The sequence below is a fragment of the Pseudomonas sp. R4-84 genome (genome assembly GCF_054130985.1).
In genome coordinates, this window is the sequence record NZ_CP096390.1 from 5,194,009 (window position 1) to 5,216,977 (window position 22,969).

Sequence of the window (22,969 nt, forward strand, 5' to 3'; positions counted from 1 at the left end):
GCGGGAGCAAGCTCCCTCGCCACAACAGCTTGTCAGCCCAAAATAGCTGTTCGCCGGCCACATCAGCCTTACACCACCGCAGCCCGGCGCTGCACGAACCGATCGACATACTCATCCGCCGGCGAGTGCAGGATCTCTCTCGGCGTGCCGACCTGAATCAGCTTGCCGTCCTTGAGGATCGCAATGCGGTTGCCGATGCGCACGGCCTCGTCGAGGTCGTGGGTGATGAAAACGATGGTCTTGTGCAGGGTCTTTTGCAGCTCCAGCAACTGGTCCTGCATTTCCGCGCGGATCAGCGGGTCGAGGGCGCTGAAGGCTTCGTCCATGAGGATGATGTCGGTATCGGCCGCCAAGGCTCGGGCCAGGCCGACGCGCTGGCGCATGCCGCCGGAGAGCTGGTGCGGGTATTTGTTCTCGTAGCCTTTCAGGCCGACGGTGTTGATCCAGTGCAGCGCGCGCTCGGCGCACACCTGCTTGCTTTCGCCGCGCACTTTCAAGCCATAGGCGACGTTGTCCAACACGCTCTTGTGGGGAAGCAGGCCGAAGCTCTGGAAGACCATGCTGATCTTGTGCCGACGAAATTCGCGCAGGGCGTCCATGTCCAGCTGCAGGATGTCCTCGCCGTCCACCAGGATGGCGCCGCTGGTTGGGTCGATCAGCCGGTTGAAATGGCGCACCAGGGTGGATTTTCCGGAGCCCGACAGGCCCATGATCACGAAGATCTCGCCGGTGCCGATGCTCAGCGACAGGTCGTTCACGCCGACCACGCAGCCAGTCTCGGCCAGCACCTGGTCCTTGGTCTTGTTCTGGCGGATCAGCGCCAGGGCTTCCTTGGAGCGGTTGCCGAAAATCTTGAAGACATTTTTGACTTCGATCTTGCTGATGACTTCGTTGCTCATTTGCTCACCTCGTGCCGCGGACGACCATAGGCCTGGGTAATGCGGTCGATGACCACGGCGAGAATCACGATGGCCAGCCCCGCTTCCAGGCCGCGCCCGACGTTGAGGGTCTGGATGCCCACCAGCACGTCTTCACCCAGGCCACGGGCGCCGATCATCGAGGCGATGACCACCATCGACAGGGCCATCATGGTGGTCTGGTTGATCCCGGCCATGATGCTCGGCAGGGCCAGGGGCAGCTGCACGCCGAACAGCTGTTGCCAGCGATTGGCGCCAAAGGCGTTGATGGCCTCCATGACTTCGCCGTCCACCTGGCGGATGCCCAGGTCGGTGAGGCGAATCAACGGTGGCGCGGCATAGATCACCGTGGCGAAAATCGCCGGGACCTTGCCCAGGCCAAACAGCATCAACACCGGAATGAGGTACACGAAGCTGGGCATCGTCTGCATGATGTCCAGCAACGGCATCAGCACCGAACGCAGGCGGTTGCTGCGCGCCGAGAGAATGCCCAGCGGGATGCCGATCATCACCGAGATCAGCGTCGCCACCAGCATCAGCGCGAGGGTCTGCATCAGTTTGTCCCACAGGCCCACCGCACCCACCAGGAACAGCAGGCCGACGATCACCGCCGTGGCGACGACCTTGCGGGTGGCGTGCCAGGCAACACCGCCGACGATGGCCAGCATCAGCCACCAGGGTGCCATGCGCAGCAGGCCTTCAAGGCTGACGATGGCCCACAGCAACGTGTCGGAGATCTGCCGGAACACATCGCCATAGTTGGTCACCAGGGCGTCGACCCAACCGTTGACCCAGTCGGCGATGGAGAAGGTAAAGCTTTCGGGAAACATAAGAGACTCTCGATCAGGTGGATGCGGTGAACGTCCCGGCCCGCCCTCTGGCTGGCCGGGAAATATTCGACCTACAGAGCCGCGTCGATTTTCTTGGCTGCGTCTTCGCTGACCCAGGCATGCCAGACTTCAGGATGTTCCTTCAGGAAGATCTTCGCCAGCTTCGGCGACTCGATCCGCTCTTTGGCCATGCGCCCGAGGTTCTGGTTCAGGATATCGATCGGCAGGTTGACCTTTTCCAGCACAGCCACCAGCTCCGGGGCTTCGTCGTGGAAGGTCTTGGACAGGCCGACCTTGATGCTCACGCTTTTATCCACGCCCGGTTTTTCTTCCAGTTTCACCAGGTCCACCTGGCCCATCAGCGGCGTCGGCGACCAGTAGTAGAACAGGATCGGCTCGCCACGCTTGTAGCTCGACAGCACCGCTGCATCCAGCGCAGGGCCGGTGCCCGGACGGAAGTTGGTATAAGTCTTTTCCAGGCCGTAGCTCTTCAGCATTTCGCTGTTGTCCAGCTCGCAGGTCCAGCCGGCCGGGCAGTTGTAGAAGCGACCCTTGGACGGTTCCTCAGGATCCTTGAACACGGCGGCGTACTGGCCCAGGTCGGCGATGTTCTTCAGGCCTGGCGCCTTGGCTTCCAGCTTGCGCTTGGCATCGCCTTCGATCACGTAGCGTGGCACGTACCAGCCTTCGATGGCCCCCACCACCGGCGCACCGACGCCCACCACCTTGCCGGCCTTCTCGGCCTTGTTCCACACTTCGCTGCGGCCGACCCACTCTTCGGCGAACACCTGGATGTCGTTGCTGCTCAGGGCGTTTTCCATGGTGATGGAGTTACCAGGCAGGCTATCGGTCTTGCAGCCGTAACCCTTGTCCAGCACCACTTGCATCACGTCGGTCAGCAGCATGCCGCTTTCCCAGTTCAGGCCGGCGAACTTCACCGGTTTGCCCGACTCGCACCAGCCTGCCGCTTGCGTGGCGCCGGCACTGGCCAGCAGGCCCATGGACAGCAATGTGGTCAGCAGGGTCTTGTTCGATTTCATTATGTGACGCTCCTAATCAGTTGGATTGGCTTACGGCAGTCAAGAGGCATCCAGCCCTGTCAACGTCCCATCAGACCGCTTGGATGCGGCCCGCCCTGCTCGGTTGTGCGTCAACCGCGTCCTGCTCGACCGGCAGGATCAATTGATCGGGTACGGCGCTGTGCCATTTTCTAGCGATGACGTAGTACAGCACCGCCGGAACCACCAAGCCGATGATCCACGAGATATCCACACCGCCCATGGCCTCCACCAGCGGACCGGTATAGAACTTGGTGGCGATGAACGGCAACTGGACCAGTACGCCGAAGACGTAGACGCTGATACCCAGTGCGTTCCAACGACCGTAGCGACCGTTCGGATCGGCGAGTGCCGGCACGTCATAGCGCTCACGGGTTATGCAGTAGTAGTCCACCAGGTTGATCGCGCTCCAAGGCGTAAAGAACGCCAGCAGGAACAGGATGAAGGACTTGAACGCACCGAGGAACGAGTGCTGGCCGAGCAGCGCGATCAGGGTCGCGGCGCCGACAATGAACAGCACGAACACCAGGCGTTGCACCCGCGTTACGTTCAGGTGACCACGGAAACCGCTGATGATGGTCGCAATGCACATGAAGCTGCCGTAGGAGTTCAGCGTGGAAATGGTGACCTTGCCGAACGCGATGCTGAAATACAGCAGCGCGGCGGTAGCGCCGGTGCCACCCAGGCCAACGATGTAGGCCACTTCGTGGCCGGCGAACTGCCCGTTGGCCGAGGCGGCGGCAAACACACCGAGGATCATCGCCACCTGCGCGCCGATGACTGAACCTGCGCCTGCGGCAAAGAAGGTTTTCACCGAGGACGTCTTGCTCGGCAGGTAACGCGAGTAGTCCGCGACGTAGGGGCCGAAGGCGATCTGCCAGGAGGCCGCGAGCGACACCGCAAGCAGGAAACTGCTCCAACTGAAGTGGCGGATCTGCAGGAGTGCGCCCACATCCGTATGGCTGATCAGGCGAGCGAACAGGTAAACGAAGGCGATCACACCGATGATGCTGGCGACACGGCCGATCCAGTGAATCACCCGATAACCAAGCACCGTGACCAACACGATGACACTGGCGAAAATGAGGATGCCGACACTGTCGCTGACGCCAAACAACTGGCCCAGCGCCTGGCCGGATAGCACGGTGCCCGTTGCGGTGAAACCCAGGTACATCAGGCACACCAGCACGATCGGGATGGCCGCGCCATATACACCAAACTGCACCCGGCTGGAGATCATCTGCGGCAGCCCGAGCTTTGGCCCTTGGGCGGCGTGCAACGCCATGACACCACCGCCGAGCAACTGGCCGATCAGCAAACCGATCAACGACCAGAACACATCACCCCCCAACACCACCGCCAACGCACCGGTGACAATGGCGGTGATCTGCAGATTGGCCCCCATCCAGAGGGTGAACTGGCTAAACAGATGACCGTGTCTTTCCCCTTCCGGGATGTAGTCGATCGAGCGCTTCTCGATCAACGGCTTGCTGCTATCGCGTGTGCTGGTGACAGCCATGGTTCAACCTCTGTGGATTGTTCTGGTTCGAACGATGCTCTTATTTGTGGGAGCGAGCAGGCTCGCTCCCACAGTTTTTGCACTTACTTGCCAGTGATCATCGGCAGGTTGAGCCCCTGCTCCTTCGCGCAATCGATCGCGATCTGGTAACCGGCGTCGGCGTGGCGCATCACGCCAGTGCCCGGGTCGTTGTGCAGTACGCGAGCAATCCGTTCGGCCGCTTCGTCGGTGCCATCGCAGACAATCACCATGCCCGAGTGCTGGGAGAAGCCCATGCCGACGCCGCCGCCGTGGTGCAGCGAAACCCAGGTCGCGCCGCTGGCGGTGTTGAGCAATGCGTTGAGCAGTGGCCAGTCGGAAACGGCGTCGGAACCGTCCTGCATGGATTCGGTTTCGCGGTTCGGGCTGGCCACGGAACCGGAGTCCAGGTGGTCGCGGCCGATGACGATCGGCGCCGACAACTCGCCGCTGCGGACCATCTCGTTGAACGCCAGGCCCAACTTGGCGCGTTGGCCCAGGCCAACCCAGCAGATCCGCGCCGGCAAGCCTTGGAAGCTGATGCGCTCGCGGGCCATGTCCAACCAGTTGTGCAGGTGGGCGTCGTCGGGGATCAGTTCCTTGACCTTGGCGTCGGTCTTGTAGATGTCCTGCGGGTCACCGGACAACGCCGCCCAACGGAACGGGCCAATGCCGCGGCAGAACAGAGGACGGATGTAGGCCGGGACGAAACCCGGGAAGTCGAATGCGTTTTCCACGCCTTCTTCCTGGGCCATCTGACGGATGTTGTTGCCGTAGTCGAAGGTCGGCACGCCCATTTTCTGGAATTCGAGCATCGCTTTGACGTGGACGGCCATCGATTGCTTGGCGGCCTTCACCACGGCGGCGGGTTCAGTCTTGGCGCGGGCACGGTATTCGTCCCAGGTCCAGCCGGCAGGCAAGTAACCATTGAGTGGGTCGTGGGCGCTGGTCTGGTCTGTGACCATGTCCGGGCGCACACCACGACGGACCATTTCTGGCAGGATTTCAGCCGCGTTCCCACACAGTGCGATGGAAATCGCCTTGCCTTCGGCGGTGTATTTCTCGATGCGCGCCAGGGCGTCGTCCAGATCCTTGGCTTGTTCGTCGACGTAACGGGTTTTCAGGCGGAAATCGATACTCACCTGCTGGCACTCGATGTTCAGCGAGCACGCACCGGCCAAAGTCGCGGCCAACGGTTGCGCGCCGCCCATGCCGCCGAGGCCGGCGGTCAGGACCCAGCGGCCCTTGAGGTTGGAGTCGTAATGCTGGCGGCCGGCCTCGACGAAGGTTTCATACGTGCCTTGCACGATGCCCTGGCTGCCGATGTAGATCCAGCTGCCGGCGGTCATCTGGCCGTACATGGCCAGGCCCTTGGCGTCGAGCTCGTTGAAGTGTTCCCAACTGGCCCAGTGCGGCACCAGGTTGGAATTGGCGATCAGTACGCGCGGGGCGTTGCTGTGGGTCTTGAACACGCCCACCGGCTTGCCGGACTGCACCAGCAGGGTTTCATCGTCATTCAGATGGGTGAGGCTTTCGACGATCTTGTCGTAGCACTCCCAGTTGCGCGCCGCGCGCCCGATGCCACCGTAGACCACCAGCTCCTTGGGGTTCTCGGCCACTTCCGGGTCGAGGTTGTTCATCAGCATGCGCAGCGGCGCTTCGGTCAGCCAGCTCTTGGCGGTCAGCGTGTTACCGCGAGGGGCACGGATTTCAACGTCACGGTATTTTTCAGGTTTGCGGGTAGCGTCGGTCACAGCAAAAACTCCTCAGCGATCAATCCAGACCAGCCCGGGCAGTGGGCAGCAATTAAGCGAACGTAGCGTTGAATGCAGAGGTCTCATACGCATACGTCTTTACTTGTATGTACAAGCATATGCAATCAAGCGGCCAACTTGTTGAAGGGCTAATCAAGAAAAATTGAAGAATCGGCGAGAAGCCTCGTAATAGAAGGGCCGCCAAGCTGAATGAAATTTTTGGAGGAGGTTTTTGGGAAGCAATCAGAAGGGCATAAAAGCGTGGTATTGCGCCACGCTGGGGCGTTCGGTAACAAGTTGGTGCGCCAGAAGGAACAACGAACACACCTTTTGTGGCGCGGCACCTTAGTGGGCCGTCAACTCGATCACGCAACATTGGCCGTGGGTAGTAATGTCCAGCAGCCCAGCGTTACCGCTCAGTTGCAGGCAGTCATAAAGCCCCAGTGCCTCGACAGTTTCATCCATCTTGACCCTCAGCGTCGGAGCGGCACTGAACACCAATACCGTTCCCGCCTCGCTGAAAAAACGCTGCTGGCCGCCCAGCCATTGCAGCCGCGCGCGGTAACGCTGCGGCGCGTAGATCAGGTTGAAGTCGCGAATCGGCCCCTCCAGCAGCGTGCACTGCACTTGGCTCTCGCCGCTGAAGGCAAAGGGATCTAGCGAATGCAGCGGCCGCGTGGCGTGGCCATCGACAGTCAGCGTCATGCCGCCACCTTGCAAGACCGTGATGATCCGTTCGTAGCCAGCGAAGGTGGAAAAACCACCCGATTCACCGATATCGGCAATGGACAGGCGCCAGCCGAAACCTTCCAGGCCGGTGCCGGCATCGCGGGTGATTTCCTCGGTGCTGCCACCGCCGTTTTTCCACGGCATGCGCGGGTAATCCGCTGCGCGTAAAACCTTCAATTGGCTCATTTGTGGAAACGCCCTTCCAGACTGTGACGCGAGCCCGGATGGATCAGGCGTGCGGCGGTCACCGGCTGGCGCCCTGACCAGGTACGGCGACGGATCAACAGGCACGGCTCGCCCCGCTCGATCTGCAACAGCTTGCATTCACTCGGCTCCGCCAGGATCGCCTCGACCACATGCTCACCTTCGGTCAGCGGCGCAACCTGGTTCAGGTAGGCATAGGGCGTTTGTTGAGTGAAGTCCTGCTTGAGGTAATCAGGCGCCACCAGCGCGTTGACGAAACGGTCCTCGATTTGCACAGGAATGTCGTTTTCGAAATGCACGATCAACGAATGGAATACCTTCTGGCCTTCGCGCATGTCCAGGGCCAGCGCCCGCTCGGAACCGGCGGCCTCTTCTTCCAGGGTGATGACCTTGCACGTATGGCGATGACCACGGGAGGCGATTTCATCCGCAATGTTATGCACTTCGAACAGTGCGGACTGGCTCTTGGGCTCGGCGACGAACGTGCCGACGCCTTGCATGCGCACCAGCAGGCCATCAGCGGTCATTTCCCGCAGGGCCCGGTTGATGGTCATGCGGCTGAAGCCCAACTGGCTGACCAGTTCGCTTTCCGATGGCACACGGTAATGTGGCGGCCAGTTTCCACTGTCGATCTGCTGGGTGATCATTTGTTTGACGCGGGCGTACAAGGGCGCCGGACTGTCACCCATGGTTGCGGCCAGCGGCGGTTTGGCAGGCGGAGTCGGCACGGCGTATTCCTGTTCTGCGAATGTTGATGACTAGCTTGCCGGAGTTTACCGGGCAGGCAAACGTCTGTATATGTATATACAAATTACACGCAACGAGGTTCAACCGATGTCCGCCTTCTTTGCCGAGCGTGCGCTGCTGCCTGATGGATGGGCCAATGATGTACGCCTCGAGGTCAACGCCGAGGGCGTCTTGACCCATGTCCAGGCCGATTCCCACGCAAACGGCGCCGAACGGCTCGGCGGTCCCCTGCTCCCGGGCATGCCGAACCTGCATTCCCATGCGTTCCAGCGGGCCATGGCCGGGCTGGCGGAAGTGGCGGGCAATCCCAATGACAGTTTCTGGACATGGCGCGACTTAATGTACCGCCTCGTCGGAAAAATCAGCCCCGACCAGCTCGGCGTCATCGCACGGCAGCTTTACATCGAAATGCTCAAGGCCGGCTACACCTCGGTTGCCGAATTCCATTACGTACACCATGACACCGACGGCAGACATTACGCCGATCCGGCCGAACTGGCCTTGCGTATCAGCCAGGCCGCCGGTGACGTGGGCATTGGCTTGACGCTGCTGCCGGTGCTTTACAGCCATTCCGGTTTTGGCGGCCAAGAGCCCAACGACGGGCAGCGCCGGTTCATCAACAGCACCGAAAACTACCTGAAGCTTCAGTCACGCTTGCAGCCGATCCTGGCCGGGCAACCGTCCCAGGCGTTGGGCCTGTGCTTCCACTCGCTGCGCGCCGTGACACCCGGGCAGATCCACGATGTGCTGGCCGCCAGCGACCGCGATTGCCCCGTGCATATCCACATCGCCGAACAGCAAAAGGAGGTTGACGACTGCTTGAGCTGGAGCGGCGTGCGTCCGCTGCAATGGCTGTATGAAAATGCCGAGGTGGATCAACGCTGGTGCCTGGTTCATGCCACCCACGCCAATCCACAGGAAGTCAGCCTGATGGCCAAGAGCCGGGCAATTGCCGGTCTGTGCCTGACCACGGAAGCCAACCTGGGTGACGGAATTTTTCCGGCCGTGGATTTCCTAGCCCAAGGCGGGCGGATGGGCATCGGCTCTGACAGCCACGTGTCGTTGAGCGTCGTGGAGGAATTACGCTGGCTGGAATACGGCCAGCGGCTGCGGGACCAGCGCCGCAACCGGTTGTACCGAACGGATCAGCCGATGGTCGGGCGTACCCTGTATGACGCCGCACTGGACGGTGGCGCCCAGGCGTTGGGCCAACCGATCGGCGCATTGGAAGTCGGCAAGCGCGCCGACTGGCTGGTGCTCGATGGCAATGATCCTTACCTGGCCACGGCGACCGGTGACGGCATTCTCAATCGTTGGCTGTTTGCGGGCGGCGATCGCCAGGTGCGCGATGTGATGGTCGGCGGAAAATGGCAGGTTCGCGACGGCCGTCACGCCGGCGAAGAAGAAAGCGCCCGAGCGTTTACCCGGGTGCTGCGCGAACTGCTGGGCTGACGACAATTCAATGTGGGAGCGAGCTTGCTCGCGATAGCGGATTTTCCATCAACATCTATGTTGACGGTAAAGGCCTCATCGCGAGCAAGCTAAGCTCCCACAGGTGTTCTACTACATCAGTCCGAAGTCTTGGCCATCTGCCGGTCCGACGCACGCCAGACCAACCGCGTCGTGTCGTAGCCCTGCTGGCGCGCCTTGCTCAGCAGTTCTTCGCGCACATCGACATTGACCGTTGGCGTGCGCGACAGCAACCACATGTAACGCCGGCTCGGATCGCCAACGATGGCGGTCTTGTAGTCATCGCTGACATACAAGACCCAATATTCTCCCTTCGCCACACCCGGCAGGATCCGCGAGAACCAGGTGTCGAATTCGACCCAGAGCTTGTCGGTCTTGCCTGGCACCTGCGGGTAAGCGGTGCCCCGGGCTTCTTCCCACTTCCAATCGGAAGTCAGGCAGCGGTTGAACACATCCACGTTGCCGTCGGGCTTGAGGGTGTAATGGGCTTCGGATTGCGCGCAGTTGCGCTGGAAATACATCGGTAGGCGGGCCAGCTCGTACCAGGTCCCTTGGTAACGCTTGAGATTGACACTGTTGACGGTCTTGGGCGCCAACGGGTCTACGCCAGAAGTGGCACAGCCGGCCAATACCAGGCCAGCCAAAAGCACAAAAACTAACCGCATCATTATTTTTTTCTCCCGTGGGCGCTTGGCCCCGGTTTACTTCAGGTTACTTCAGGCCTTGGCCGGAAAACATCAACACTTTGTCACCGGCGTACTGCACGCTGATAAAGCTTTTCTGGTCGCCCCAGGTGCAGCTGGACATGCCGAGCGCGCCCGAACAGTCAGTCGGCTTCCCCAGCAACGTCTCGACTTCGGCCTTGGGCATGCCCGCCGACAGCTTCGAGTAGTTTTCCTGGTTGACCTTGCTGCATGCGGTCAATACGACGCACATGAACAGCAGGGCGATAGATCGCAGCGACATGGTGTAACTCCTGGAGCGGAAGGGAGGTGGCAGGGTGCCAACCTGAACCTTAGAAGAGAAAACCCCTATCTGGTTCCCCGACGCCCCCAGTATTTATTGGTTGTCCCGAGGGTAATCGACGGGTGAAACAATCGAACTGTGACGCCGTCGTGCCTTTCGTCGGGATGAGTCCATCGACGCCTGATGCGCCGGGCTTGCGGGCCGATAAAAAGTAACAGCGTAAAATCCTGTGTTATGGCAAATTGACACCCCTTTTTGACCCGTCCCTCCGCGGTAGCGTTCTTAATGACCAGAAACATGAAATTCAGCCACAAAATCCTGTTGGCTGCCGCCCTTGTGGTGGCCGTCGCATTCGCCTGTTTCATCCTGTTCAACGATTACCGCCAACGACAAAGTCTGTATTCCAGCACCGAGACCTCCATGCAGGAACTCGGCAGCCTGACCAGCCGCAATATCCAGACGTGGGTAGAAGGCCGGATCCAACTGCTGCAATCGCTGGCCCAGCAAATCGCCATCGATGGCAGCAGTGCCGACAGCCTGAAACGCGCGGTGGGCCTGCCTGCCTACACCGGCAATTTTCAGCTCAGCTATTTTGGCGGCACCGACGGCGTAATGTTTTCGGTGCCGGCCGGCAATCGCGCCGCCGACTACGACCCGCGCGCCCGTGGCTGGTACAAGGCCGCCAACAGCGCCCAACAGACCGTCGTCACCGAACCCTACATCGCCGCGTCTTCGGGCAAGCTTGTGATCACCGTTGCCACGCCGGTACAGCGCCAGAACCAGATGATCGGCGTGGCGGGGGCGGACATCGACCTGACCAGCGTCAGCGCCATCATCAACTCGCTGAACTTCGGCGGACATGGCCATGCGTTCATCGTCAGCGCCGATGGCAAGATCCTCGTCCACCCTGACAGCAAGCGCGTGCTCAAGACCCTCGCCGAGGCCTATCCCAACGGTGCGCCGCAAGTCAGCCCGGGCATGAAGGAAGTCGAGCTCGACGGCAAGACCCAGTTCATTTCCTTTACCCGAGTCGCCGGCGTACCCGGCGCCGACTGGTACGTGGCGCTGGTACTCGACAAGAGCGCGGCGCTGGCGATGCTCAGCGAGTTCCGCACCTCGGCCCTGATTGCCATGGTCATTGCCGTGGTGTTCATCATCGCCCTGCTGAGCATGCTCATCCGTGTATTGATGCAACCGCTGCTGATCATGGGCCGCGCCATGCATGACATCGCCGAAGGCGAAGGCGACCTGACCCGCCGCCTGACCATCCACGGCCATGATGAATTCGGCGCGCTGGGCACTTCGTTCAACCGTTTCGTCGAGCGTATCCACGCTTCGATTCGCGAAGTGGCTTCCGCCACGGGCCAGGTCAATGAAGTCGCCCTGCGTGTCGTCAGCGCCTCCAATTCGTCGATGTACAACTCCGACCAGCAAGCCTCGCGCACCAGCAGCGTGGCCGCGGCCATCAACCAGCTTGGCGCCGCAGCCCAGGAAATTGCCCAGAATGCCGCCCTCGCCTCGCAGCACTCCAGCGAGGCCCGCAACCTGGCCGAAGATGGCCAGCAAGTGGTGGATAAAACCATCACGGCGATGCAACAGCTGTCAGCCAAGATCAGCGATTCTTGCGGCAACATCGAAACCCTGAACAGCAACACGGTGAACATCGGCCAGATTCTCGAAGTGATCACCAGCATTTCCCAGCAGACCAACCTGCTTGCCCTGAACGCCGCCATCGAAGCGGCCCGGGCCGGTGAAGCCGGTCGCGGCTTCGCGGTCGTCGCCGACGAGGTGCGCAACCTGGCCCACCGCACCCAGGACTCTGCGCAGCAAGTGCAGAAGATGATCGAAGAGTTGCAAGTCGGCGCGCGGGAAGCGGTGCTGACCATGACCGATAGCCAGCGCCAGAGCGAAAGCAGCGTCGGCATCGCCAACCAGGCCGGCGAACGACTGGGCAGCGTGACCCAGCGCATCGGCGAGATCGACGGCATGAACCAGTCCGTGGCCACCGCCACCGAAGAACAGACCGCCGTGGTGGAATCGATCAACGTCGACATCAATGAAATCAACACGCTGAACCAGGAAGGCGTGGAAAACCTGCAAGCCACCTTGCGAGCCTGTTCCGACCTGGAACAGCAGGCGGCGCGGTTGAAGCAGTTGGTGGGCAGTTTCCGGATCTAACGCCTGGAAGGGCCCCATCGTCGGATCGCCGCCCGGAGCGAGCTTGCTCCGGGCGGCGATCCGACAATAGCGGCATCAGCCTCGCAAAAAATTCAGAATCTGGACCCAGGCCTGCTCAAGAATTCCACTTCCTCAGCCGTGGACTCACGCCCCAACACCGCATTGCGATGGGGAAAACGTCCGAACCGGGCAATGATCTTCTGATGCCGTTCGGCATAATCCAGGTTGTCTTCGAACACCGCGCGCTGCGCCTCGGGTTGCTCCCGGACCAGCTCGATGAACCGAGACACGGCTTCGTTCTGCACCGCGAGGTTTTCGCAATGTTCGAGGACGAGGTAGATGAAGACACGCTGGATTGGCCGCAGTTGCTGGTCGAAACCTGCCGCCAGGCCTTGGGCCACCAACGCTTGGGCACGCAAGTCGCCGGAAAAGCTTTTGGGCGTGTTGCGAAAGATCATACGCGGGAGTTGATCCAGTAGCAGCACCAGGGCCAGCCAACCTTCCGGGCGTTGCGCCCAATCGGTCAATCCGCCGGCCAGTGCTTGCTCCACCTGTTCGCCGAAGCGCTCTTGCGCCTGGCGATCATGGCCTTTGCCAAACCACAGCTTGCCCTTGTCAGCCGCTATTTCGTCCGGCGTTTGGGCTGTGCCAAACCACCAATCGAGCAACGGCTGCCAAGGCCCGGTCATGGTTTACTCCTTGTGGTAAGCCGTGGCGCGTGCCACTTCTTCCTTCGAGCCGAGGAATACCGCAACTCTCTGGTGCAGGCCCTCAGGCTTGATGTCGAGGATGCGCTGGCGACCGTCGGTGGAAGCGCCACCCGCCTGCTCCACCAGGAACGACATCGGGTTGGCTTCGTACATCAGGCGCAGCTTGCCCGGCTTGGACGGCTCGCGGCTGTCGCGCGGGTACATGAACAGACCGCCTCGGGTCAGGATGCGGTGTACATCGGCAACCATCGCGGCCACCCAGCGCATGTTGTAGTTCTTTTTCAGCGGGCCTTCTTCACCGGCCAGCAACTCGCTGACGTAGCGTTGTACCGGAGCTTCCCAGTGACGCTGGTTGGACATGTTGATGGCGAATTCCTGGGTGGTTTCAGGAATGGTGATGTCTTCGTGGGTCAGGACGAAACTGCCCATCTCGCGGTCCAGGGTGAAGCCTTTCACGCCGTCGCCCAGGGTCAGCACCAGCATGGTCTGAGGACCGTAGATGGCGTAACCGGCGGCGACTTGCTCGGTGCCGGGCTGCAGGAAGGCCTTTTCATTCAAGGCTTCGTTCTGGCTCAGGTATTCGTTCGGGCAACGCAGTACCGAGAAGATTGTGCCGACCGGCGCATTGATGTCGATGTTTGACGAGCCGTCCAACGGGTCGAATACCAGCAGGTAGGCGCCTTTCGGGTATTTGCCCGGGATCTGGTAGGCATTGTCCATTTCCTCGGACGCCATGCCGGCCAGGTGACCGCCCCACTCGTTGGCTTCCAGCAGGATTTCGTTGGAGAGCACGTCGAGCTTCTTCTGCACTTCGCCCTGCACGTTTTCGGTGCCCATGCTGCCCAGGACACCGCCCAGCGCGCCCTTGGACACGGCGTGGCTGATCTCCTTGCATGCACGCGCCACCACTTCGATCAAAAAGCGCAGATCGGCAGGGGTATTGTTGCTGCGGGTCTGCTCAATCAAATAGCGACTCAAGGTAACGCGGGACATGGACGGCTCCGAAGAATAGGGGGCGGAAAACCCGCGCAGTTTAGCGCGAGTCGGGACTTAATTCCTCCTATGAGACGGGATATGGAGGATTGAGTTCACGGGGTGGGGCCCGCTTGGGTATTTATGTTGATTGACAAGGCGCCATCGCGACCAAGCTCGCTTCCACAAGTTGACCGAGTTGCTCTAACGAATGCGGTCTATTGTGGGAGCGAGCTTGCTCCGGGCGGCGATCCGACGATGAACACACCTCAGTTCTTGACCGGCGGCTTGCGCAACAGGCTGAACGCCATCGCCGCGAGGAACAGCACGCTCAGTAGCAACACCGCCCACAAGCCCATTTTCTTCCAGTTGGTGTCAACGACCGCAGGCACCGCTTCAACCGTTGGCGTCGACGTAGTGGTTCCGTTCACCTTCGCCGCACCCAGCGCCGCCAGGCGTGACGGTTTGTAATCCGGAATCAGCGTGGTCAACGGCAAGTTGGCCGCCTTTACCGTCGCGCTGCCCAGTGCCAGTTGGTATGGCCCTTCGCCCCGTGCCAGGAACACCACCTGGGTCGCCCGCACGGCAAAACGCAGCGCAGGCGCTTCGGTGCCCAGACCGCCGCCGCGCTCGTCCACCGTCAGCTTCAATTGTTGAACGGTCTGGCCTGACAACTGCAGCTGGTTTTGCTGCACGTCCTGACCGTTCTGGGTCAGGCGAAAGAGCAAGCCACCGCCCATCGGCTGCCACGGATGGCTGCTTTCACGGCGACCGGCCAGGGTCACCGGCGCCAGGCTGTTGGCCTGGCTGAGCTCCACCTGCACCTGCTCGATGTCCAGCCCCATCGGCAACTGCCATGTGTACTCACCGGCCTTCGTCGTGTTGCCGGCAAGCGGTTGCGACCAGACCAACGGCAGCGGCAGGCTTTCGCGGCTGGCGCTTTGCAGTTGGGCTGAGGTCAGCACCGGCGCCGAAGACGGCGAATCCCACAGCAACCGCAAGTACCGCGCCGATTGCCCGGGCAGGTTCACTTCGTGCTGCTCGACCCGCTCATCGGCAAATGTCAGCCGGGCGACCTGCCCTTCCCCCCAGGCCTGCCAATGCTGCAAGTCATCGCTGGCTTCGATGGTGAAGCGCTGGAAGCCGTCGCGCTCGCTGGTCCAGTCGAGAATCAACTGCTGCAACGGTGCCTTGATTGCGCTGGCATCGAGCAGCCAGCCGCGCAATTCTTCTTCCCCCGCTTCGAGTCGGCTGGACGGCTGCACTTGCACCAACGTGCCGTTGGCGTTCGATTGCACCCGCACGCTGGGCGCGCGCTCGCTGTCGTCCGCGGCGTTGTACAACGGGAACCACTTCACATCGGTGAGGGTGCGATTCTCCCGGCTCTGAGCCGACTCGCGCACCAACGCATAGGCCTGAGCCTGCCCGGCGGCGTTGAAGACCCGCAGGTCACTGAGGTCGGTTTGCCGCGCCTGCAACTGGACGTCCAACGGTAACGGCAAGCGATACCACGGCCCCTCGCCGCTCAAGGCCAACGGCACCTGATGGGCAAAATCCTGCGGTTGCTCCTGCGCCGTCGCCGACAAGGCTGCCCACAGCCCGACCACGCCCAACCCGATTCGACTCAACTTGCGACTCAAGACGACACTCCCTCACTGACAGGCATCGGCGGCTCGGCATCGGCGGCCGGCTCCGGACGTTTCGGTGGCAGCGGCGCAAAATAGCCGACCACCAGCAACAACACGCCCACGCCGATAAACGACACGATCCGCGCCAGACCGCCACGGTTACTCAATTCGACGAAGAACAGCTTGGCCACGACGACAGCAATCAACGCGGCGCCGATCAGCCACACCTCACGGCGATGGCGCAGGTGACCGCCGATCATCAGGCCCAAGGCAATCAAGGTCCAGACGATGGACAGACCGGCCTGCACGAACATGGATTCAAGCAACGCATCCAGTTCGTACGCAACCCCCATCCACTGGTGCGCACAGCGCATCACCACGGCAGTGAAGAACGCGAACAGCGACACACCGGCGGTCAACTGAGCGATATGCCCGACGCGACTCCAACGGTTTGTCGACTGCTCCACGGCGTTGCGGGCCCACACGTAAATACCGAACAAGGCGAACAGCAGGCCCAGCTCCAAGGGATTGAGCAACGGCACATAGGGCAGTGGCTCAGAGTTGCCGTCACTGAAGGTGTTGGTCAGCCAGAACCAACCGAGCATCAACAGCGCCATCGGTGTCGCCGCGTAGACGCGGTATTCGCGCGGTTGAGCCGATACCGGCCAGGGCAAGGTGCGCGGCGTTGACACCAGCACCAGGTAAAGGCTCGGCAGGATCGCCCAGGCCAACCAGCGCCAGGCGTTGTATTGCTCAGACAGCAACAGCAGGCCGTAACGCAGCTCCAGCGTCAACACCGACATCAGCAGCCAGCAGCCGAGCACATGAGCCGTACTGCGCGCCTGGGCCGGCAGTATCGGCGCGAGCCGTTTCAAGGACATGAAATGCACGGCGAACACCGCAAGCCAGGCCAGCCAACCGAAATCCGCCGCCGGGTGGTAACGGCTGTGCCCGGTCGCCACCAGCACACAGCCCGCCGCCGGGATCAGCAAGGTGCCCAACAGCCCCAGCGCCGGCCATTTCAAACGCAGCGACAAGACGCTCCACACCGCCACGCTGGCCGCCGCCACCATCAGCAACAAGCTGCCTTGCAGGTTGGCCGGGGCAAAGCGCAGCACTTCGCTGACCCATGCCAGCGCCCACCAACCGGCACCCCAAATCAGCAACAGCTCGGACAGGCGCCGCAAACTCAAGGCGTCGAGCTCCTTCGCCGAATGCGCCCGTTGCAGCCGCCATGCACCCACCAGCGCCGCCAGTCCCAGAACCAATGGTGTCCAGAAACCGCTGTGGGCCAGCGGACGAAGATCCTCGGCATCGAGCGCCCCCAACAGCGCCGGCCCCGCAGTGAGGAACGCCGCACCGCCCAGCAATTGCAGCAGCAAGCCAAAGACAAAACTCACCCGCTGCTTCAGGTACAGGCTCAACCAGATGATCAACAGGCCGCTGGCCGCCCACACGCCGCTCGCCGTTTGCCAAGGCAGGACGAAGAGCACCGCGAGATTGATCAGCACCAGTCCCGCCAGCAACACCACCGACAAGCCACGCAGCAACCGCACATCGTTGCGCACCATGTCGTCGCGCGCCGCCAGCAGCATGCCGCCGATCAATGCCAGGCCAATCAGCGAAGCACTGAGCAAACCGCTCCAGCCAGCGCTGAACACGGCTGTCGAATCCCCGTCCGCACCTTGCAGGCGCACCAGGAACAACGCACCGCCCAGCAGTTGCACGGCGAACGCCGTAAACAAGAAGCTACGTGATTGCAGGCGCAGGCCAACGAACAGCGTCGCCAGGCCGGCCAATGCCCAGGCGATGGCGGTGCCGTGGGTGGAGAAGAACAGCGGAGCCAGCAAATAAATGAAGCCCAGGCCCAGCACCGCCAGCACGGGTTGGCCCTGGCGCTCCCAGCTCGCGATATGGTCAGGCTCTGCCTTGCGCAACTGATAGAAGCTGAACAGCAAGGCACCACCGAGCATCAACGCACCCAGCCACGAACCTTCCAGCAGGCTGCCTTCACCTGAATGCAATTCGCTGACGAAGGCCAGCGCCGAACCCAATTGCAGCAACAGGGCAAAGACTCGCGCGAAGGGCCGTTGTTGGCGCAGGCCCAGCCAGAAGATGCCGGCGCCCTCCACCGCCCATGCCGCGGCAGTCCAACGGGCATCGAGGCCGAGCGGAATCGCCAGACTGCTGAAAATCACGCCCAAGGCGAGGCAGGTTTCAGCCAGCAAAACGGCGCGACCGCCCATCAATACGCGGGCCAGACCCATGTAGATCATGCCCAGGGCCAAAGCACTGAACGCTGCGGCGAATTCCAGGTGCTGGACCAACGCGAACTGCAAACCGAAGCCTACCAACGGAGGGCCGAACAGCATGCTGCCATCGACGTAATCACCCTTGCGGGCCGACCAGCGCAACATCGCATCGCGGCTTTCATCGTCGGGTCCATCGCTCATTTCCATCAGCTTGCGCCGGGTGAACAGCAAGCCGATCACCAAATACATCAGGAAAAACACAATGAGGAACGGTTCGGTGCTCCACAACAATTCCGGCGTATAGGACCGCAAACCCCAGGCGAAACCAATGCCGAAAGTACCAACAAAGCCAATCAGGTTGAGCAGGCGCCAGGCCTTGAACCAGGCAATCGCGAGGATGCCGGCATTGAGCAGGATGAAATAGCTGAACAGCCCGACGTGGTTGCCACTACCGGTGGAGGTGAGGATCGGCGCGGCAAACCCGCCCAGCGCCGCGGCCGCCGCCAGGCCCATGGCATTCTGGGTGACCGCCAGGATCGCGGAGAACACCGTGACCGCCACCAGCAAGGCCAGCGCGGCCTTGGAATCGAGCAATGGATGCAGGCGCATGGCGGCAAACACGGTCAGGTACAGCACCGCAATGCCCGTGCCTTGGAGCATCAATGCATAACTGTTGTTACGTTGGCGCAACCACCAGCCCAGGCCCAACAGGCCCAGCGCGCTGGCCGCGACGCCGGCATAGCGCAATTCGATCGGCACCACCATGCCTTCGGTGGCGTAGCGCAGCAGGAATGCCAGGCCGAGGAATAACAACACCACCCCGACCCGCAACACCGTATTACCGCCGAACAGCCAGTTGCGCGCTGCGGTGATGGCGCGATCGAACAGATTCGGGCCACGGGGAACCGCAGGCGCAGGCGACGTCGATTCAAGGGGCAACGGCGCAAAGTCACGATTGGAGGGACGGCTGGAAGCGGCCGGCGCAGGACTCCAGATTTCATCAGGCAACGGCTGGCTGGCCTGGGTGCTCATGACGGAGATGGGTTCGAGGTCTGGCGGCAGTTCCCAGACCAGCTCCGGCTCGGTGCGGGTCTCGGGTTTTGTAGCCTGGGGCGCGACGGCCTCGGCCGCCGGCGCCGGGTCACTCGGCTGGGCGGCCTTGCCGCGTTCGAGCATCGCCAGCCGCGCTTCCAAGGTGAGCAGACTCTGCTGGGCCTCTTGCAACAGGATCTGCTGCTTGGCCGCCTGGATACCCAAGCGCCCCAGTCGAAACGACTGGGCGATGCCGAGCCCGACCAACGCGCCTATCAGCGCATCGGCGAACGACTCGTCCACCACCCAGCCGAGTGCCAGGCCCAACAGTGTCAAAATCCATTGCATATGGTCGATATCCCTAAGCGGCCCCTAGCGGGCATGACCGGGAGGATGCGGTGCCTGGATCAGTCTAGTGGAAACCCCAAAACCCTGCGGGAGCGAGCTTGCTCGCGATGGCGTCGTTTCAGGCGACAGTGATCGTGCCTGACATGCCGCTATCGCGAGCAAGCTCGCTCCCACAGTGGATCGTTGGCGCTTCCAGTACTGAATCCGGCTTCACAACCCGGCGAATCAGGCGCTTAGTATATCGACGAAGCCCAACCGTCGTTGGGCTTCGCTCACATTTCTCGCATGCGTTATTCCAGCGCTTTCCAGATATCGGTGGCGTATTCGCGAATGGTCCGGTCCGAGGAGAACCAGCCCATGCGCGCGGTGTTGAGCACCGCCGAGCGCCACCATTGCTTGGAGTCGTGCCACTTCTCTTCGACCTTCGCCTGGGCGTTCCAGTAGGCATCGAAATCGGCGCAAACCAGGAAGCGGTCGTAGTCCACCAGCGAATCCACCAATCCGGTGTAGCGCATCGGATCGTCCGGGGAAAACACCCCGCCCCGAATCGCCTGCAACACATCGTTGAGGCGATGGGAGGCGGCGATGTCCGGCGCGGCGCTGAACTCACCGTTGCGCTTGCGCGCTTCCACCTGCTCGGCGGTCAGGCCGAAGATGAACATGTGCTCATCGCCGACGCGCTCGTGCATCTCCACGTTAGCGCCATCCATGGTGCCGATGGTCAGCGCGCCGTTGAGGCCGAACTTCATATTACTGGTGCCCGACGCCTCGAAACCGGCGGTGGAAATCTGCTCCGACAAGTCCGCCGCCGGAATGATGCTTTCGGCCAGGCTGACGTTGTAGTTGGGCAGGAAAACCACTTTGAGCAGACCGCGCACGGTCGGGTCGTTGTTCACCACCCGGGCGATGTCGTTGGTCAGCTTGATGATCAGCTTGGCCTGGTGGTAACTGGCGGCGGCCTTGCCGGCGAAGATCTTCACCCGCGGTACCCAGTCCACTTCCGGCTCGGCACGAATCGCCTGGTACAGCGCCACGGTATGCAGCAGGTTGAGCAACTGGCGTTTGTATTCGTGGATGCGCTTGACCTGCACGTCGAACATAGCCGCCGGGTTGACGGCGATGCCCAGGCGCTCGTGAATCAAGTAAGCCAAGGCTTTCTTGCTGTGCAGCCGCTGCTCGGCGAACTGCTTGCGGAACGCCGGCTTGTCGGCGAACGGCTCCAGCTCGATCAGCCGTTCCTCGGGGTTGTCGAGCACGCCAGGCCCCAGCGCGTCGACCATCATCGAGGTCAATTCGGCGTTGGCCTGGAACAGCCAGCGGCGGAAGGTGATGCCGTTCGTCTTGTTGTTGATTCGCTCTGGATAGAGCTTGTGCAGCTCGGAGAACACCGTGCTGCGCATCAACTGGGTGTGCAACCCGGACACGCCGTTGACGCTGTGGGAGCCGAGGAACGCCAGGTTGCCCATGCGCACCCGGCGACCGTTGTCTTCCTCGATCAGCGACACCGAGCGCAGCACGTCGAAATCATGCACGCCCTTGGCCCGCAGCGAATCGATGTGCTGGGCGTTGATCAGGTAGATGATCTGCATGTGCCGAGGCAGCATGCGCTCCATCAACCCTACCGGCCAGGTTTCCAGGGCCTCAGGCAGCAACGTGTGGTTGGTGTAGGACAGTGTGTCCTGGGTGATCTGCCAGGCCGCGTCCCACGCCACATCGTAGACGTCCACCAATTGGCGCATCAGCTCGGCCACTGCAATGGACGGGTGCGTGTCGTTGAGCTGGATCGCCGCGTGATCGCCCAGGGTCAGCACCGAGGTGTGCATGTTGCGATGACGACGCAGCAAGTCCTGCAGCGAAGCGGCGACAAAGAAGTACTCCTGGCGCAGGCGCAACTCCTGGCCGGCCTCGGTGCTGTCGGCCGGATACAGCACGCGGGAAATACTTTCGGCCCGGGCCACTTCGGCTACGGCGCCGAGGTGGTCGCCGGCATTGAAGCGCTCCAGGTGCAGCTCTTCCATGGCCCGGGCGCGCCACAAGCGCAAGGTGTTGACGCTGGCGCCACGCCAGCCGACCACCGGCGTGTCATAGGCGATGGCCCGCACGGTTTCGGCCGGGGACCACACCTGGCGAGTCTTGCCGGTTTCGTCGGTGACGGTTTCGACGCTGCCGCCGAAGCCGATTGGGTAGACGACTTCAGGCCGCTCGAACTCCCAGGGGTTGCCGAAATCCAGCCAGTGCTCGGTCTGCTCCTGTTGCCAGCCATCGACAATCGCCTGGCGGAACAAGCCGTGTTCGTAACGAATACCGTAGCCATGACCGGCGATACCCAGTGTCGACATGCTTTCCATGAAGCACGCCGCCAGACGGCCAAGGCCGCCGTTGCCCAGGGCCGCGTCGGGCTCCAGCAGGCGAATGCGTTCCAGGTCGACACCCAGCTCGGTCAGCGCTTCGCGGGCGGTGTCCAGCAGGCCGAGGTTGCTCAGGCTGTCGTAGAGCAGGCGGCCGATGAGGAATTCCAGGGAGAGGTAATAGACACGCTTCTGGCCCTTGCGGTAGATCTGCCGCGTGTGGTCCATCCAGTGTTCGACCATGTGGTCGCGGGCGGCAAGGGCGATGGCTTCGAACCAATCGTGATCAAACGCATGATCGGGATCCTTGCCGACGGCATAAGTGAGTTTGGTCAACACAGCGTCGCGAAATGCCGCAACCTCAGCTTCGCGAACAAGTGGTTCTTGAGTCATTGATGAGACCTCGAACGAGCATGGAATTGTCTGAGCCTAGTCGGTCTGACAGACGGTAAAGGCTCTTGGTTCGGTGGTTTTTCCGTCGGCGCCGGAGAATCGTCGCCAAGGAATTGCCGATGGACGAATGAATGCAGGGGCCGTGCCGGTAAGGGCGGGTTTTGTCGGGACGCAAAAAAAACCGGCAGATGGTCGTTCAAAATTTCACCAGTCCCGGTATGATCGCGCGCCCTGATGCATGCTGGTACACACCGATGATGAAGCCCAACCTGATCGCCGCCGCGGAGATCGACCGACTCGATACCTGGGCCAAGTACTCCGCCCCGATGTGCGGTTCCTGCGTGTCGAGCTGCTGCACGCTGCCGGTGGAGGTGAAGATCAAGGATCTGATCCGGATTGGCATCGTCGATGAGTTCGAACTGGGCGACCCGCCGAAGAACATCGCCAAGCGCCTGCAAAAGGAAGGGATCGTCGAGCGCTACAACCAGAAATCGGAAATCTTCACGTTGCAACGCATGAGCAACAACGATTGCCTGTACCTGGACCGAAAGAGCCGGCTGTGCACCATCTACGAGAAGCGCCCGGACACCTGCCGCAACCATCCACGGGTCGGGCCACGGCCGGGTTATTGCGCGTACAAGCCCAAGGAAGTGGAGCGCGAGCGCAATCCTCGGACGTTGGATCGGTTTTGATCGACTAATGGTTTAGCGGTGACTGGCCTACCGCTATCGCGAGCAAGCTCGCTCCCACAAGGAATCTGTGCCTGACGCAAAATTTGCGCCGAATAGAGCTCCCCTGTGGGAGCGAGCTTGCTCGCGAAGGGGCCCTGGAAGGCGCCACATAAATCCCAGGCACAAAAAAACGCCCCCGGTCTCACAACCGGGGGCGTTTTTCAT

17 protein-coding genes are annotated in these 22,969 nt (G+C 61.6%); 3 read left to right on the plus strand and 14 right to left on the minus strand.

Going from position 1 to position 22,969, the window contains the following annotated elements:
• Positions 1-68: 68 nt before the first annotated feature.
• From M1D68_RS23485 to hutC, 7 genes are all read right to left on the minus strand, one after another.
• Positions 69-899, minus strand: coding sequence for a quaternary amine ABC transporter ATP-binding protein (locus M1D68_RS23485; protein ID WP_434649244.1), 831 nt, complete (start codon positions 897-899; stop codon positions 69-71).
• The gene (locus M1D68_RS23490; protein WP_420767009.1) at positions 896-1,747 is read right to left on the minus strand and encodes an ABC transporter permease; all 852 of its coding nucleotides are present in this window, start codon (positions 1,745-1,747) and stop codon (positions 896-898) included. The genes M1D68_RS23485 and M1D68_RS23490 overlap by 4 nt, the downstream gene beginning before the upstream one ends.
• Positions 1,748-1,818: 71 nt before the next feature.
• Entirely contained in the window at positions 1,819-2,787 is a 969-nt protein-coding gene (locus M1D68_RS23495; protein ID WP_434627985.1) for an ABC transporter substrate-binding protein, read from the minus strand.
• A gap of 70 nt (positions 2,788-2,857) precedes the next feature.
• Positions 2,858-4,324: a purine-cytosine permease family protein gene (locus tag M1D68_RS23500; RefSeq protein WP_420767007.1), complete on the minus strand. Its 1,467-nt coding sequence runs from the start codon at positions 4,322-4,324 to the stop codon at positions 2,858-2,860.
• Between the two features lie 83 nt (positions 4,325-4,407).
• Positions 4,408-6,096 carry a urocanate hydratase gene (gene hutU / locus M1D68_RS23505; RefSeq protein ID WP_420767006.1) on the minus strand — a complete coding sequence of 563 codons (1,689 nt, stop codon included), beginning with the start codon at positions 6,094-6,096 and terminating at the stop codon, positions 4,408-4,410.
• A 345-nt stretch (positions 6,097-6,441) separates the two neighbouring features.
• Positions 6,442-7,011, minus strand: coding sequence for a HutD/Ves family protein (locus M1D68_RS23510; RefSeq protein ID WP_434608237.1), 570 nt, complete (start codon positions 7,009-7,011; stop codon positions 6,442-6,444).
• Positions 7,008-7,718 (minus strand): histidine utilization repressor, encoded by a 711-nt coding sequence (gene hutC / locus M1D68_RS23515; RefSeq protein WP_305501386.1) that lies wholly within the window; start codon positions 7,716-7,718, stop codon positions 7,008-7,010. The genes M1D68_RS23510 and hutC overlap by 4 nt, the downstream gene beginning before the upstream one ends.
• A 145-nt stretch (positions 7,719-7,863) precedes the next feature.
• Between hutC and M1D68_RS23520 the strand changes: the two genes are divergently transcribed.
• Entirely contained in the window at positions 7,864-9,228 is a 1,365-nt protein-coding gene (locus M1D68_RS23520) for a formimidoylglutamate deiminase (RefSeq protein ID WP_434561114.1), read from the plus strand.
• Between the two features lie 116 nt (positions 9,229-9,344).
• Here the strand turns inward: M1D68_RS23520 and M1D68_RS23525 are convergent, their stop codons facing one another.
• Together M1D68_RS23525 and M1D68_RS23530 are read right to left on the minus strand one after the other, a co-directional pair.
• The gene (locus tag M1D68_RS23525) at positions 9,345-9,914 is read right to left on the minus strand and encodes a lipocalin family protein (protein ID WP_420767003.1); all 570 of its coding nucleotides are present in this window, start codon (positions 9,912-9,914) and stop codon (positions 9,345-9,347) included.
• 43 nt (positions 9,915-9,957) lie between these two features.
• Entirely contained in the window at positions 9,958-10,212 is a 255-nt protein-coding gene (locus tag M1D68_RS23530) for a hypothetical protein (RefSeq protein ID WP_003186715.1), read from the minus strand.
• 285 nt (positions 10,213-10,497) lie between these two features.
• Here M1D68_RS23530 and M1D68_RS23535 point away from each other — a divergent pair, with 285 nt between their 5' ends.
• Positions 10,498-12,390 (plus strand): methyl-accepting chemotaxis protein, encoded by a 1,893-nt coding sequence (locus M1D68_RS23535; protein WP_434561116.1) that lies wholly within the window; start codon positions 10,498-10,500, stop codon positions 12,388-12,390.
• A 92-nt stretch (positions 12,391-12,482) separates the two neighbouring features.
• Here M1D68_RS23535 and M1D68_RS23540 read toward each other — a convergent pair whose 3' ends face one another.
• The 5 genes from M1D68_RS23540 to M1D68_RS23560 form a co-directional block, all read right to left on the minus strand.
• Positions 12,483-13,079, minus strand: a complete 597-nt coding sequence (locus tag M1D68_RS23540) for a DUF924 family protein (RefSeq protein WP_434649291.1) — start codon at positions 13,077-13,079, stop codon at positions 12,483-12,485.
• Between the two features lie 3 nt (positions 13,080-13,082).
• The gene (locus tag M1D68_RS23545; protein WP_420767001.1) at positions 13,083-14,093 is read right to left on the minus strand and encodes a class 1 fructose-bisphosphatase; all 1,011 of its coding nucleotides are present in this window, start codon (positions 14,091-14,093) and stop codon (positions 13,083-13,085) included.
• Between the two features lie 248 nt (positions 14,094-14,341).
• Positions 14,342-15,712, minus strand: coding sequence for a DUF3999 domain-containing protein (locus tag M1D68_RS23550; protein WP_457968546.1), 1,371 nt, complete (start codon positions 15,710-15,712; stop codon positions 14,342-14,344).
• Entirely contained in the window at positions 15,709-19,332 is a 3,624-nt protein-coding gene (locus M1D68_RS23555) for a DUF2339 domain-containing protein (RefSeq protein WP_457968548.1), read from the minus strand. The genes M1D68_RS23550 and M1D68_RS23555 overlap by 4 nt, the downstream gene beginning before the upstream one ends.
• A 290-nt stretch (positions 19,333-19,622) precedes the next feature.
• Positions 19,623-22,073, minus strand: a complete 2,451-nt coding sequence (locus M1D68_RS23560) for a glycogen/starch/alpha-glucan phosphorylase (protein ID WP_420766322.1) — start codon at positions 22,071-22,073, stop codon at positions 19,623-19,625.
• Positions 22,074-22,327: 254 nt separating this feature from the next.
• On the opposite strand from M1D68_RS23560, the gene M1D68_RS23565 reads away from it, so the two are divergent.
• A complete protein-coding gene (locus M1D68_RS23565; protein ID WP_024778075.1) occupies positions 22,328-22,765 on the plus strand; it encodes a YkgJ family cysteine cluster protein in 438 nt (145 codons plus the stop codon).
• The last annotated feature ends 204 nt before the right edge of the window (positions 22,766-22,969 follow it).